This is a genomic window from Oribacterium sp. oral taxon 078 str. F0262 (genome assembly GCF_000160135.1).
Lineage (GTDB): Bacteria > Bacillota > Clostridia > Lachnospirales > Lachnospiraceae > Oribacterium.
The window spans coordinates 106,228-120,678 of sequence record NZ_GG729934.1 but is presented as its reverse complement, the minus strand read 5'-3'; the positions used below and the strand labels follow the sequence as shown (position 1 = coordinate 120,678).

At 52.7% G+C, this 14,451-nt stretch carries 9 protein-coding genes and 1 pseudogene; 2 read left to right on the top strand and 8 right to left on the bottom strand.

The genetic code is table 11. From position 1 onward, the window contains the following. Positions 1–481: 481 nt before the first annotated feature. Complete coding sequence (locus tag GCWU000341_RS04315) at positions 482–1,816, top strand: ATP-binding protein (RefSeq protein WP_009214549.1); 1,335 nt, start codon at positions 482–484, stop codon at positions 1,814–1,816. Positions 1,817–2,521: 705 nt separating this feature from the next. On the opposite strand, the pseudogene GCWU000341_RS04310 reads toward GCWU000341_RS04315, so the two are convergent. Then, positions 2,522–4,060: pseudogene (locus GCWU000341_RS04310) on the bottom strand (Y-family DNA polymerase); the annotation flags it as partial. 220 nt (positions 4,061–4,280) lie between these two features. Between GCWU000341_RS04310 and GCWU000341_RS04305 the strand changes: the two are divergent. Beyond that, positions 4,281–4,466: a hypothetical protein gene (locus GCWU000341_RS04305; RefSeq protein ID WP_009214546.1), complete on the top strand. Its 186-nt coding sequence runs from the start codon at positions 4,281–4,283 to the stop codon at positions 4,464–4,466. A gap of 162 nt (positions 4,467–4,628) precedes the next feature. Here the strand turns inward: GCWU000341_RS04305 and GCWU000341_RS04300 are convergent, their stop codons facing one another. The 7 genes from GCWU000341_RS04300 to GCWU000341_RS04270 form a co-directional block, all read right to left on the bottom strand. After that, a complete protein-coding gene (locus GCWU000341_RS04300; protein WP_040653626.1) occupies positions 4,629–5,633 on the bottom strand; it encodes a Fic family protein in 1,005 nt (334 codons plus the stop codon). Positions 5,634–5,702: 69 nt separating this feature from the next. Next, positions 5,703–6,656 (bottom strand): hypothetical protein, encoded by a 954-nt coding sequence (locus GCWU000341_RS04295; RefSeq protein ID WP_155812638.1) that lies wholly within the window; start codon positions 6,654–6,656, stop codon positions 5,703–5,705. Between the two features lie 728 nt (positions 6,657–7,384). Then, positions 7,385–7,645 carry a beta-galactosidase small subunit gene (locus tag GCWU000341_RS13440; RefSeq protein WP_242651635.1) on the bottom strand — a complete coding sequence of 87 codons (261 nt, stop codon included), beginning with the start codon at positions 7,643–7,645 and terminating at the stop codon, positions 7,385–7,387. Next, positions 7,569–8,321: a DUF4981 domain-containing protein gene (locus GCWU000341_RS14325; protein WP_009214541.1), complete on the bottom strand. Its 753-nt coding sequence runs from the start codon at positions 8,319–8,321 to the stop codon at positions 7,569–7,571. The genes GCWU000341_RS13440 and GCWU000341_RS14325 overlap by 77 nt, the downstream gene beginning before the upstream one ends. After that, on the bottom strand, positions 8,309–8,779 hold the full coding sequence (locus GCWU000341_RS04280) for an MATE family efflux transporter (protein ID WP_009214540.1): 471 nt from the start codon (positions 8,777–8,779) through the stop codon (positions 8,309–8,311). The genes GCWU000341_RS14325 and GCWU000341_RS04280 overlap by 13 nt, the downstream gene beginning before the upstream one ends. A gap of 352 nt (positions 8,780–9,131) precedes the next feature. Further along, on the bottom strand, positions 9,132–10,598 hold the full coding sequence (locus GCWU000341_RS04275) for an amidase domain-containing protein (RefSeq protein ID WP_009214539.1): 1,467 nt from the start codon (positions 10,596–10,598) through the stop codon (positions 9,132–9,134). A gap of 479 nt (positions 10,599–11,077) precedes the next feature. Continuing rightward, positions 11,078–14,422, bottom strand: coding sequence for a glycoside hydrolase family 2 TIM barrel-domain containing protein (locus GCWU000341_RS04270; protein ID WP_009214537.1), 3,345 nt, complete (start codon positions 14,420–14,422; stop codon positions 11,078–11,080). Between the last annotated feature and the right edge of the window lie 29 nt (positions 14,423–14,451).

Sequence of the window (14,451 nt, the reverse complement as noted above, 5' to 3'; positions counted from 1 at the left end):
TCCTCTCCCGAAAACTTCTCCCTGAACACTCTGAAAATTTCAATTTGCATTCCCCGCAAAGCGGGCGGTTTTTCGCTTTGCAATACTTCCCTTGCTTTGCAGGTCCCAGCAGTCTGAACACTAAAACGGCCCCGCAGCGTTTCGCTGCGGGGCCGAAGATCCCTCTATCTTAATTCCCCCGGATAGCGTCACGCGAAACAGCATCATTGCAAGCTACAATAATGCCGGAAAGAATCATCGTGACGCTCCAAAAATATGTCGAATCCCTCATATCCCGCATACTCTCCCTCCGTGATTTCTGCATTATCCCACAGCAAAAAGCCCTTGTCAAGGCGGCTCTCCCATATCTTCCCGCTATGGAAGCCATAGCCGCTTTATAAATGGAAGCCTTTGACACAGCCGCCTCTCCCACGCTAAAATTCAATAAAAAGAAAGGACAAAAAAGAAAGGACAGGGCTTCGCCCTGAATTACTATATTACTATGAAGGCTCTTTTATCCAGACTGATCTTTTTCAGCAGACTTTCCGTCGATCCGGTGCTCATGGGACTTTCCGCAGCCTTAGAAGCGCTCTCGGAGCCGGGCTATGATTATGAGATGGAAAATGAGGACGGAACGGTGGACCGCTATGACCACGATGATATCCGGCAGGATCTTCACGTCACTCTCCACGAAATCCTCCGTCTTTCGGCGGACTACGGCTTTGAGGGGGATCTTTACGCCTCCTATATCGCCTATTTGATCGCGGCGGATGAAAATCCCCTCTCACTCCTCAGTGAAGGTCTCGGGATTCCGGAGGGCTCCGCCTCCCTTCTCTCGCTCCAGGACTGCTCCGCGCTCTATGAGCTTCTGCATTACGATCTCTCCCCGCTGGATCAGTTTCTGGGCTCTACCTCCTTCTCCCTCCTCCGAAACTATCAGGCAGCGGGAAAAAGGACTGTCCACAGCCTCCGAGAGGCATCCCTCACGATCTCGGCGCTCGAGCGCTCCCTGATGAGAGCGGGAAATCCCCTGGGCATACAGCGTGCGATCTCGGAATTCTACCGCCGCTTTGGAAGCGGGAGCTTCGCGCTCCACCGAGCTTTCCGCATCGAGGGCACGGAAAAGGAGAGGGAGCTCGTCCCGATCAAGGCGCTGGACCCGGTGGATTTCGATTCACTCCTGGGCTATGAGGCGCAGAAGAAGCTGCTCTGTGAGAACACGGAGGCCTTCCTTCAGGGAAGGCCCTGCAACAATGTCCTCCTCTACGGGGATGCCGGAACCGGGAAATCCACCATGATCCGGGCGTTGCTCCATCATTTTCAGGAAAAGGGGCTTCGGCTGATTGAGATCTATAAGCAGCAGCTCCGGGAGCTCCTCTGGCTGAACGAAATCCTGCGGAATCGGAATTACCGCTTCCTTCTCTTTCTGGATGATCTCTCCTTCGAGGAGTCAGAGACAGAATATAAGTACCTGAAGTCTTTGATCGAGGGCGGAATCGAGGCGAGACCCGACAATATCCTGATCTATGCGACCTCCAACAGGAGACATCTCGTGCGGGAGTTTCTCTCGGACCGGAAGGATATGGTGGATCAGGAGGAGCTGCACCACTCCGATACCATGGAGGAAAAGCTCTCCCTCTCTGACCGCTTCGGCCTGAATATCCTCTTTCAGGAACCGAGCTTCGAAGACTATCAGAGGATTGTGCTCCTTCTCGCGGGGAGGGAGGGGCTTAAGATGGAAAGAGAGGAGCTTCTCCAAAAGGCGAGGGCCTGGTCGGTGCAAAGGGGCGGGCGCACGGGGAGGACAGCGAGACAGTTCATCCATTCTCTGGGCTGAGTTTAACTCCAACGGGGCGATTCAAGCTTGCTCCAGTCCGAGTGCCGTGATCTCCGGGATCGAAATCTCCGTTCCGTCCGAAAAGCGGAGAAGCCGCTTCTGCCGGTCGATCTTAGAAAGGCTCCCCCGGTAAAACTGCGTGCTGCCCCCGTCCTTCCGCTCATCCGGCAGGAAGAAGCGGAGCGCGATCCGGGGACTTTCTCCCCTGTCCAGCTCCGCCGAAAGCTTTCTAAATTCCCGATCGAGCTCCTCCTTCTGATCCTCGGAGAGCTCCGGCCTTTGCTCGGTCCGCCTCGCGCTCTCCGAGACCGCGGCGGCATAGCCCGTGAGGGCAGCGAAGGGAGAGAACTGAGAGGCGCGCTTATGGAGGCTCATCCTGGGATAAGCCGGAAGAAGAGGACGATCTGCATCCAGGATTTCTCCGTATTTTTCGATACATTCTCTTCTCTCTCCTTCCGCTTTTCTCTCTTTTCCTTCTGTATTCTCTGCTCCTTCTGTATTCTCTGCATTCCCCGAATTTCCCCTATTCCTTCTATTCTCTTTATCCTCCTCTCTCTCTTCCCCCCTGTCTAAAGGAAAGTCCGGAAAAATCCCCTTCCCTCCTCTTCGGAGAGAAGAAATGCTCCTCCCCTCTGCCGCACTTTGCATGCTGTCTTTCCCCACGAGAGTGCCGAGCTCCGGGCACTGCTTCATCTCCTCCTCTCCGCTCCTGTGTCCGCCGATTTCAGCATTTCTCTCTATGGCGGTTCCGCCCTCCTCGAGATTCATACCGCGGAGAACCGCGTTCTTCCCAAAGCGCCTTTTCAGAGAAAGGATGGCCTCCTGCGCTTTTCTCTCCTTCCCGAGCCTTTCCTCCCGCTCTCTTTTCTCCTTCTCCAGCTTTTCATAGTCCGTGAAAAGGTCGAGCTGCCCGTAGCTCTCACACTCTCCTCCCGCCTCCTGCTCCGGCACCGCCTCTTCAGCGCAGAGATAGATCCTCCGCACAAGAAGACGGGGATCCGCGATGCTGTCGTAGAGCTCCATCATGGCCTCCGTGATCAGCCGTGCCGAGGAGGTCCGGAAGGGGAGCCTTCTGCTCCCGTGCACAGGCTTCGGGACCGCTCTCCCATAGTGATCCCGCTCGACGCTCCCGCAGTAGCTCCCTCCGGATACCCCCCTTGGGAGGTTTTCGATGTCAAAGCCGATATTCAGAGAGATCAGGTCCGTGACCAGCCTCTTTTCCAGGAGCTCCAGAGCCAGAAGGTCCGTCATCTCCCGCACGATAAGCCTCGCCTTCCCAAAGGGATAGGGTGTATGCAGCACCTGGCCGTTTCCGAGACTGTTTTTTTCCGGACGATAGGACTGAATCTCTGAAATCGTACAGCTCTCCTCCCCGAAGGCATGATCGATGAGAAGCTCCGCATTGACCCCGAAAAGGCGGTAGAGAAGCTCCGCGCTCTGGCAGCCCCTCTCTCTGAGAGCGCAGCGGGCGATGTCCCCCATCGTGAGGAGGTTCTGCTTTTCCAGCTGCCTCTGCATCCCCCTCCCAAGCCTCCAAAAATCCGTGAGCGGGCGGTGATTCCAGAGCTTTTCCCGATAGGAGCGAAGGTCCAGCTCCGCGATCCGCACACCGTCCTGATCCGCTGCCGCATGCTTTGCGACGATATCCATCGCAATCTTCGCAAGATACAGATTCGGCCCGATGCCGCAGGTCGCCGTGATTCCGCTCTCTCTGAGCACCTCCCGGATCATCCGGATCGCAAGCGCATGCGCTCCGACCCGATAGGTCGGAAGATAATCCGTGATATCAATGAAAACCTCATCGATCGAGTAGACATGGATATCCTTTTCCGAGACAAAGCGAAGATAAATTTTGTAGATCTCCGTGCTGTACTTCATGTAGAGAGACATCCGGGGCCTTGCGACGATGTAATCGATAGAGAGCGCGGGGTCCGCGGAAAGCTCCTCCAAAAAGCAGGAGGAGCCGCAAAGCTTTGCCCCCGGCGCCCTCCGCCTTCTCTCATAATTCTTCTCCTTCACGCGGGCGGCCACCTCGAAAAGACGGGGCCTTCCTGGGATTCCCAGCCGTTTAAGGGCCGGTGTCACCGCAAGGCAGATCGTCTTCTCCGTCCGGGAACGATCCGCGACGACGAGATTGGTCCTGAGCGGGTCCAGTCCCCGGCTCACGCACTCCACCGACGCAAAAAAAGATTTCAGATCGATCGCGAGATAGCAGCGCTCCCACGGGCAAAAGGATTCCCCCATACTCCTGACCTCCCAGGCTCCACCGCCGGATGTTTTCCGCCTTTCCTTCCTGAAATCACTGTATCACAGAACATGTATTCTGTAAACATATTTTCTGTTATTTCTTGATTTTTGACAGAAAAAAGGAATAATGCTATGATTACGACATTAAAGCCCATGGAGAAACGCCTGAGAAAGCGATGACAAGCTCCGGCTCAGATTAGAATGGAGGACAGCTCAAGTGAGAGACGACGACAGTTTTTTCTTTGTGATTTTATTTTGTTATCTTTTTTCGAAGAAGGGCCTTCTGGCCACATTGATCATGCTCTACGCCACCGCCCTGACACTGATGGACACCATGCCAAGAGCGGTCCAGGGCTATCGAAGAGAGCGGCAGAGAAGAAACGCCTCCTCCCGCGAGGACTGAGCTTTTTCTGATTTTTATCCTGCGCCAGCTGCGGCCCGGCAGGGACTTTTTTATCTTTTGCGTACTGCCTATCGTCCGACAGGGGCATGGAGAAATTATTTGGAACTATGCCCTGATGCTTGTACAGGAATTGATCGTATACTCCGTTCCTAGCTGCAGCTTTTAACAGTCCGTCACTTCCCAGTATCCGTTTTTGTTGGCTCCGTGACGAATGATCCTCTTTTCTTCTTTCAGATTCGCCAGTATCCGCTGTACCTGCCGCTGTGTCAGCCCAAGTGAAGATGCCAACACCCTGGATGTAAGTCTTCCATCCTGGCGGAGCATGGACAGCAGTTTATCCTCATTTGTTACGACATTTGTTGCGACATTTAATGCGACATTTAAGCCGTCAGTCTTATTCTGGTTTTCATGCAACTCCTTCAAGGCGTCGCGGATCATACCAAGCATAAATGCCACAAATTCCGTGGAATCTCCGGCATTGTTTGCTTTTTGCAGCACACGGTAGTATTCTTCCTGATTTTCATGCACCAATGTCTCTACCGGGAGCCATGCGAATAGCTCATTCCACTTCAGAAGGATCAAGGACTGCCAGAGTCTTCCAGTGCGTCCGTTCCCATCCGCAAAAGGGTGGATAAACTCAAACTCATAATGAAAGATACAGCTTTTTACCAGCGGATGATATTTGGATTCTTTCAGCCAGGTCATCAACTGCGATATCAAATCGGGAACATATCGCGCCGGCGTCCCGGTATGGATCAGCTGATCCCCGGCATAAACACCCACATTGCCGCTGCGGAATCTTCCGGCCTCCTTTACAAGCCCCGTCATCATCAGCTTGTGTGCATAAAGCAGGTTTTTTACGCTGTACGGATCAAGCTCAGAAACTCGCTCGTAAGCCGCATAAGCATTCTTCACTTCCTGAATATCCTGCGGTGGTCCAAGTACGCGTTTCCCATCAATCACATCACTGACTTGATTCAAAGACAGCGCATTCTGTTCAATTGCCAAAGAAGAATAAATAGATTTAATCCTGTTTTCTCTGCGCAATACAGGATTCTGATGAAGAGCCTCATATGTCACGATGGAACCAACATACTGCCCGATTTCAACAATCAGATTCGTGATCTCCTCCGTCATATGAAATGGCGGCTGATATATTTCATTCATCGACAACCCCTCCATTACGCCAAGAATACCGTTTTTTGGGGAAGAACCTCCTTTTTGGCTTCTTCCGCCTCACAATACTTCTGCTTCCTCTCTCCTCCCAGAAGAAACATCATTGGCCGCCTTATCCGGAGACCCATATGGATCATTCATAAGCGGAATTTCATATCCGGAATCCATACGCTCGGCTGCCCAGTCATAAATGTCTCTCTGTACCTGCTCTCTTTCCGGAGAGATTCCGTTCTTTAGATAGTCTTCCTTCCATCGGTTTTGCATCATCTCAAATTCCGGAGATTCAATCCACAGATTCAGGAATTTATAGCCCTCCTCTGTCAGCCCTATATCTGCCACAAACCATATCCCACTTCCCTCATCTCCGTTATCTGTATGAAGAACATTTTCCAGGTAGAAGATAATTTCATTGACTCCTCTGGAAAGCGGCGTAACCTTTGTAATAAAAATCTCTCGATCATATGAGCTTACAGCATGTGATCTGGTCAGAGCATAATCATAGACAAATGCTTCGATCAAAAGTCGATTCTCTTTCCGGACTTCATTGGAGAGGTCGTAGTATACTCCCAGATCCGGCATTTCTCTGCTCAGATAACTGTCCAAGTACGTCCTTGTGAACTGATCGATCAGCTGATTTTCCCCCTCCGGGATCGTCACGGTCCGCTCGCTCGAGTCATTCAGTTCATCTCCGATCTTCCTGCTGTTTTTCAAAAACAGCTTCTCCACGTTCTCGTTCTTCAGCGGTTTTTCCCAAGAGTAACGGGTTTCCAGCTCGACTTTATCCGCATCTTCCCCGTCCTTTCGCTCTGAGGCAGCGGCTTCCTCCGAAACAACAACATGGATATGGGAATTCCAATCCTCAGCATCTTCCTCTCCCATACAGGCCTTATCCCATTCCGATAATAAAAAGTCGAGTTCATCCGCGTCGTTAATCGAAATGGAAAAAATCGGAAGTAAAAGTGCCGCCAGTGCAGAGAGCAAGACAACGGACAGGATACTTTTTCTCCCCCTCATTTGCTTTTCTCCTTCCGGAAGGTCTGCTGTATTCCTGTCTAAATCCGTCTTACAGCAGACAATTTTCGACTGCTCTGCTCTTTCATTTACAGCCCCGATGAAATCTACTGTCACTTTATCCTTTTCCCGCCCCCGGATCAAGTAATTTTATTTGATTACAGCTTCCGTCGGCAGAAGCAGGGGCTCCCGTGTGTCGTCCCCTTAATATACAGGAGATGACTTTAATATTGTCTTGGAATAGCTTCTTATACAAGCATTTTGACCCTAACTTTTTTATATTTTATGATTTCAGTGCCAAAAGTCCTGTCTCCACGACATGCTTGCACAAGAGTGGAGACAGGACTTTATGGCACGCCCCTTTATAAGCGTATAACGGGACTCTGTCCTGTGTGAATGCGAATATAGGGCAGCAGGGAGCAGCATGCTGTGAACTAAGGAAACACGGATTCCATCGAGACAATTCCGTGCCAACGGGCGTGATGCCGAAAAAGCGTGCGGAACGCCGGTACTTAATGAACACGAGTGTAACGAAGTGTGAATTTAGTACCGCTGCGTGGAGCCCCGAACGAGAGTGTCTTTTAAGGCACACGCCTATGGCACAGGCGTCATGAATCCATCCGTCTTTCCCCAAGAGGAAGAAAGCTTAAATCCCCTTAAAGACAAAGGCAAACTGGAGTGCCCGGTCGTTTGGGAGAAGATATTCCTCGTGGGTACGGGCTCCCCAGCTGTCATCCCCTCCCTCTCTCATCCGTGATCTCCGCCCAGCGGACCGCGCATCGGTTCCCGCTCTCCTGCGGAACAAGGTAGGGCTCCCTGAGGTGCGCGATTTCTCTCTCGTAGATGCCAAGCCGCGCTCCGCTCCTCCTGTCGCAGTAGTTTTCTCCGGGGCCCAGCCCATAATAGAGGAGCCGCTTAAAGTCCGCATCCAGGATAAGGAGATAACCGAACTCCGGCATGGGCGGGAGCAGCGCGTTTCCCGGATAGTCCAGGATGACGCGGACCCTCCCGTCCGGAAAGATCCGGTAGGAAAGATAGAGCGGCGTCCCCAGCGTCCCGGGCAGGAAATGCTTCCATTTCAGCTCGATAAAATCCTCGGTCTCTGAGAGGATCGGGTAGCGGAGGAAGTCCTCCGCTCTTTGCCGCGCTGTAGTTATCCGGAAAGGAAAAGCTCCCGCAAAAGCCCGCTTCTCCCGGGCTTTCCTCCCCGTCCCCCGTAAAAAGCCGCCGGGACCGAAGGCCTAGGCCGGAGGCAGAATCAGCTGCCGCATCGAAGGCCTCCCCGCCGCTTTTTTCTCTCCCTCCCGCTCCTCCCGCCGGGGAAAAAGCATCAGCTTCTTCTATCCGGAAGACCGTCTGTCCGAAGGCAATTTCATATCCTCTTTTCGCATAGGGCCTGTCCTCCCAGAGGCGAAAGGAGAGTGTGAGCGCATATTCTCCCGCCGGAAGCTCGGGGAGATCCGGGATCGCATACTTCCGCTCAGAGAGCGGGGGGAGAGAAAGAGAAAGACTCTCCTCCCGGATTCTCCTCCCCTCCCGCTCCAGAATAAGAACGCCGTCAAATTCCGAGGCATCCGTAAAGAGGAAGCGGTTTTTGATCCAAACGCTCCGCTCCCTTTGGCATATCCGGATCGAGAGGCCCTGATAGCAGAATTTCACCTCCTGCATCTTTTCGTAGGGCCTTCGGTTTCCGTCAAGGGGATGCCGATAAAGCAGATGGTCAGGTATGCCGTCGTGCCGTCTGCCGCCTCCGCCGGAGTGGACATTGCCGAAACGATTGGATTCACCAGCACAAGAAAAACCGCCATCAGAGTGACAGACACCGCCATAAACAATGTCGCGGTATTGCCGACATCCTTTGCCGCCTGTCTGCGATCACCCGCACCGATGGCTTGTCCAATGCTGACAGTTGTTCCCATCGCAAGCCCGACAATCATAACCGTGAGCATGTGCATGACCTGTGAACCGATGGAAACGGCAGTCGTGCTGGCAACGCCCTCAAACCGGCCGATAATATAGAGGTCAGCCATCCCGTAGAGCGTCTGCAAGAAATACGATAGTAAGTACGGCAGCGAGAACAGAATGACATTCTTAAACACACTGCCGCTTGTGAGATTTTTTTCCATGTGTCTTTGGCCTTTCTTTGCTGAACTGCCTCTATCATAAAGTCTACAACAGATATAGAGTAAAGAACTTTTTTCCGTCGCTGTTTTATAAAGGCGAATATAGGTGGCCGCCGTAGAAGTCCCTCCTTCCGACAAGCAGTGTTTTTGTTTTGGGACACTTTGTCCCTGTACCTCCTTAATAATATATGAAAATGAGCAGGATTAAGATAAAAATAGACACAATGGCTTTATTGCTTAAACGCTTAAAAGGCAAAGCGGATTTTTGAAAAAATCAAAGTCCGGCACTTTTCTCATAAAAAGGGCCGGACTTTGATTTCGAAAAAATTCCCCGGAGATCCCTCTCCGAAATCAATCAGTACGATGTGATATAATTATTGATATGTGCGACTCTATAGGAATGATAATATTCCATATACTTGGATAAGGGATATGCTGCATGATTATCAGTATGCGCTGCACAGTATATCTCCCCATTTCGGATTTCAGAAATAATTACAGAGTGCCTCCAGAAGCTCCCGTTATAGAACTGAATGACATCCCCGACCTGAGCATTTGACTTATCATATCCCGTCGTCGTAGCGCTGATTCCATAGACATCTCCCGCCTGCTTCGGATTATCATTTTTCTGGAAATACGTCCAGAGCTCATTGACTCCCACCCAGGAGACCGTTTCATAAGTATATTTTCCTTCATGATTCCTTTTGCAGGACCATTTGACGCTGTTATCTTTCCCCTGTCTGTCGAACGGCCAGCCGGGGCTCTGCCACATACACTGGGATACATAATTTGTGCAGTCTCCTCCGGAACCATTTTGGGGGACGAATAAATCGTTGTATTTATATGCGTACTTTTTTGCCTTTTTCGCTACAGTTTCCCTGTCATAAGCTATTGTGGTTCTCCTCCTCATAAGAGAAACATCATTGGCCGCCTTATCCGGAGACTCGTATGGATCATTCATAAGCGGAATTTCATATCCGGAATTTCGAACCTCTTCCGCTCGATTCCAAATATCCCTCTGGACTTGCTCCTTTTCCGGAGAGATTCCATTCTTTAGATAGTCGTCCTTCCATCGGTTTTGTGTTATTTCAAATTCCGGTGATTCAATCCACAGATTCAGGAATTTATAGCCCTCCTCTGTCAGCCCTATATCCGCCACAAACCATGTTCCGCTGTCCTCGTCTCCGTTATCTGTGTGAAGAACATCCACCAGATAAAAAATAACTTCGTCAACCCCTCTGGAAAGCGGCGTGACTTTTGTAATAAAAAATTCTCGATCGTAGCTATCCACCGTATGAGCTCCCGAGACCGCATGTTCATAAATATAGGCTTCGATCAAAAGTCGATTCTCTTTCCGGACTTCATTGGAGAGGTCGTAGTATACTCCCAGATCCGGCATTTCTCTGCTCAGATAACTGTCCAAGTACGTCCTTGTGAACTGATCGATCAGCTGATTTTCCCCCTCCGGGATCGTCACGGTCCGCTCGCTCGAGTCATTCAGTTCATCTCCGATCTTCCTGCTGTTTTTCAAAAACAGCTTCTCCACGTTCTCGTTCTTCAGCGGTTTTTCCCAGGAGTAACGGGTTTCCAGCTCGACTTTATCCGCATCTTCCCCGTCCTTTCGCTCTGAGGCAGCGGCTTCCTCCGAAACAACAACATGAATAGGGGATTCTGTTTCTTCCGTCTCCTCTTCCTTCCTGTAGTCCTTATCCCACTCCATGAGTTCATCGGAATCGCTGAGCGCAGAAGATGAACCCGGTGTCAGCATTCCCGCCAGTACAGAGAGCAAAACAAGCGCTATAATACTCCTCTTCCCCGTCATTTCTTACCTCCTTTCTTTGGTTTAAATATCTTACAATCACGATAAAATACATTTTGATATTGCCTGAGAATGGTTTCTTGTTCAAGTATTTTTGTCTTAATTTTTTTTTAATATTTTATGACTCCAGTGCCAAAAAGTCCTGTCTCCACGACATGCTTGCACAAGAGTGGAGACAGGACTTTATGGCACGCCCCTTTATAAGCGTATAACGGGACTCTGTCCTGTGTGAATGCGAATATAGGGCGACAGGGAGCAGCGTGCTGTGAACTAAGGAAACGCGGATTCCATCGGGACAATTCCGTGCCAACGGGCGTGATGCCGCAAAAGCGTGCGGAACGCCGGTACTTAATGAACACGAGTGTAACGAAGTGTGAATTTAGTACCGCTGCGTGGAGCCCCGAACGAGAGTGTCTTTTAAGGCACACGCCTATGGCACAGGCGTCATGAATCCATCCGTCTTTCCCCAAGAGGAAGAAAGCTTAAATCCCCTTAAAGACAAAGGCGAACTGAAGCGCCCGGTCGTTTGGAAGGAGATACTCCTCGTGGGTGCGGGCCCCCCAGCTGTCATCTCCTCCCACTCCCATTTGCTTTAGATTCGCGCGGAGAACCGTGAACTGAGGACGCGGGAGCTCGTGCGCGTGAAGAGCCTCCTCCAGCTGCTCCGGCGTATAGTTCGATGCGGAGAGCTCCATGCTGCCCGGCTCCGCCATATAGGGATCCTCCGGCACGCAGGGACGGAAATCCGCCCCGGAGAGCCGGAGCCCTCTTCCTCTCTCATCCGTGATCTCCGCCCAGCGGACCGCGCATCGGTTCCCGCTCTCCTGCGGAACGAGGTAGGGCTCCCTGAGCTGCGCGATTTCCCTCTCATAGATGCCAAGCCGCGCTCCGCTCCTCCTGTCGCAGTAGTTTTCCCCGGGGCCCATCCCATAATAGCGGAGCCGCTTAAAGTCCGCATTCAGGATAAGGAGGTAGCCGAACTCCGGCATGGGCGGGAGCAGCGCGTTTCCCGGATAATCCAGGATGACGCGGACTCTCCCGTCCGGAAAGACCCGGTAGGAAAGATAGAGCGGCGTCCCCAGCGTCCCGGGCAGGTAATGCTTCCATTTCAGCTCGATACAGTCCTCGGTCTCTAAGAGGATCGGGTAGCGGAGAAAGTCCTCTGATCCCGGGGAATGAGGATCCGTCTCCAGGGGTCTTGCCGTCTGGTAGAGGCTTGCGAGCTTCCAGATCCCGCAGCGAAGCGGCATCTGATTACCGAGATCGTTGCTGATCGGGGCTCTCCAGAAATTCGGTCTGGGAAGGCGCTCCAGAAGCTCCCTCCCCGCATAGCGGTAGGATACAAGTCCTCCCTTGAGGAGGGAGAAAAGGAGGTCGAAGTGCTCCCCCCGGATCCCGATATTGCAGGAGCCCCGGATCAGCCGAAGCCCTCTCCTTCCGAGTCCTCCGCTCTTTGCCGCGCTGTAGTTGTCCGGAAAGGAAAAGCTCCCGCAAAAGTCCGCTTCTCCCGGGCTTTCCTCCCCGTCTCCCGTAAAAAGCCGCCGGGACCGAAGGCCGAAGCCGGAGGAAAGGTCAGCTGCCGCATCGAATGCTTCCCCGCCGCTTTTTTCTCTCCCTCCCGCTCCTCCCGCCGGGGGAAGAGCGCTGTCTTTTTCTATCCGGAAGGCCGTCTGTCCGAAGGCAATCTCATATCCTCTTTTCGCATAGGGCCTGTCCTCCCGGAGGCGAAAGGAGAGCGTGATCGCATATTCTCCCGCCGGAAGCTCGGGGAGATCCGGGAGCGCATACTTCCGCTCAGAGAGCGGGGGGAGAGAAAGAGAAAGACTCTCCTCCCGGATTCTCCTCCCCTCCCGCTCCAGAATAAGAAGGCAGTCAAATTCCGAGGCATCCGTAAAGAGGAAGCGGTTTTTGATCCAAACGCTCCGCTCCCTTTGGAATATCCGGATCGAGAGGCCCTGATAGCAGAATTTCACCTCCTGCATCTTTTCGTAGGGCCTTCGGTTTCCGTCGAGAATTCCGTTTCCGCTGAAGTCAAAGTCCGTGGGGCGCTCCAGGAAGTCCCCGCCGTAGGCCTGGTACTCCTCCCCGTAGCGGTTTTTCGAGCGGAGAGACTGGTCGATGAAATCCCAGATAAAGCCCCCCTGAAAGCGCATCTCCCGGTCCGAAAGCTCCGTGTACTTCTGCATCCCCCCGTTGGAATTTCCCATGGAATGCGTATATTCACAGAGCAGAAACGGCTTCTCCCTGTGCTCTTTCAGAAAGTCCTCGATCCTTGAGACCGGGATATACATCTGCGACTCCATGTCCGTCGTATCCGGATAGCGCCGGTCGTGCGCAACACCCTCGTAATGCACGAGGCGAGTCCTGTCCTTTTCATGAAAAAAATCCGTCATCCTCTTCGGGATCTCTCCTCCGTAGGATTCGTTTCCGATCGACCAGATCAGGATGGAGCTATGATTCTTGTCCCGCTGATAGCAGGAATTCACCCGGTCCAGCATCATCGGAAGGTACTCCATCCGGTCCCCCGGTATGGCATCCTCCGCCCTCTTCTGCCCCTTTTGCACCATGAGCCAGACCCCGTGGCTCTCCATATTGTTTTCCGCGATGAGATAGAGTCCGAGCTCATCGCAGAGCCGGTAGAGAAGAGAGGCATTCGGATAATGACTGGTCCGGACCGCATTGATATTGTTTCGCTTCATGAGAAGGAGATCCCTCCTCACATCCTCCTCCCGCACGGCCCTTCCCCTGTCCGAGGAGAACTCGTGCCGGTTTACTCCGAAAAAGACGATGCGCCTCCCGTTAAGACACATTAGTCCATCCTTTAGCTCGAATCTCCTCACCCCCACATGCTCGGAAATCAGCTCGGAGAGCTCTCCCTCCTCATCAAAGAGCTCCAGCTGAAGCTCATAGAGATTCGGCTTCTCCGCGCTCCATAAATGCGGCTCCTCGATCCTCCCGGAAAAGGAAAGCGGAAAGGAGCTCCCGTCTCCAAAGCTCTCCTCCGAGGAATCCAATGGGAGGCAAAGCTCTCCTCCGAGGATTTCCTCCCCCAAGAAGCGGAGCCCCCAGCGAATTCTCCCTTTCTTTTCGTTCAGAAGAAGGCGGACCTTTACGGAAGCGCTCTCTAAGTCTTCCTCCGGCTCCGCCGTGATCGAAAGATCCCGGACATGGAGCTTTGGCTCTATGAAGAGATAGACGTCCCTAAAGATCCCGGAGAAGCGGAAGAAGTCCTGATCCTCCAGCCAGCTCCCCGCACTCCACTGAAAGACCTGCACGGAGAGCTTGTTCTCCCGATCCGGAAGGAGGAAGGGCGTGAGCTCAAACTCGGAGGGCGTGAAGCTGTCCTCGGAATAGCCGACAAAGCTCCCGTTCAGCCAGAGCGAGAAGGCGGATTCCACGCCCTGAAAGGAGAGATAGAGGCGCTTCCCCCGCATCCTCTCCGGGACCGAAAAGTATTTCACATAGCTTCCCACCGGATTAAAGTCCTCCGGGATCATCCCCGGATCGATCTCCTCCCTCCCGTCCCAGGGGTACTGCGTATTCACATAGCCGGGCCTGCCATAGCCCTCCAGCTGGATATGCCCCGGGACCCGGATCTCCCCCCAGCGCCTTGCGTCATAATCCATCCGAAAGAAGCCGGGCACTGTCTCCCCGTAATTTCTCGCATAGTGAAAATACCAGATTCCGTTCAGGGACTCCCGAAAGGAAGTGACGCCGCTCTCCCTCTCCGCGGCATTAGAAAAACAGAGGTGATCCGAATGTGCCGGCAGGCGATTTTTTGCAAAGATCTCCGGGTCCCGAACGATGGAATAGTCAAACTCATTCATAGGAAGTGCACTCCTTTCTGCCCTCTCCC

Coding starts and splice junctions, on each gene's coding strand:
- GCWU000341_RS14325 (WP_009214541.1), bottom strand. CDS start 8,321: ATGCAGGAGGTGAAATTCTGCTATCAGGGCCTCTCGATCCGGATATGC.
- GCWU000341_RS04295 (WP_155812638.1), bottom strand. CDS start 6,656: ATGAGGGGGAGAAAAAGTATCCTGTCCGTTGTCTTGCTCTCTGCACTG.
- GCWU000341_RS04315 (WP_009214549.1), top strand. CDS start 482: ATGAAGGCTCTTTTATCCAGACTGATCTTTTTCAGCAGACTTTCCGTC.
- GCWU000341_RS04275 (WP_009214539.1), bottom strand. CDS start 10,598: ATGACGGGGAAGAGGAGTATTATAGCGCTTGTTTTGCTCTCTGTACTG.
- GCWU000341_RS04300 (WP_040653626.1), bottom strand. CDS start 5,633: ATGAATGAAATATATCAGCCGCCATTTCATATGACGGAGGAGATCACG.
- GCWU000341_RS04280 (WP_009214540.1), bottom strand. CDS start 8,779: ATGGAAAAAAATCTCACAAGCGGCAGTGTGTTTAAGAATGTCATTCTG.
- GCWU000341_RS04270 (WP_009214537.1), bottom strand. CDS start 14,422: ATGAATGAGTTTGACTATTCCATCGTTCGGGACCCGGAGATCTTTGCA.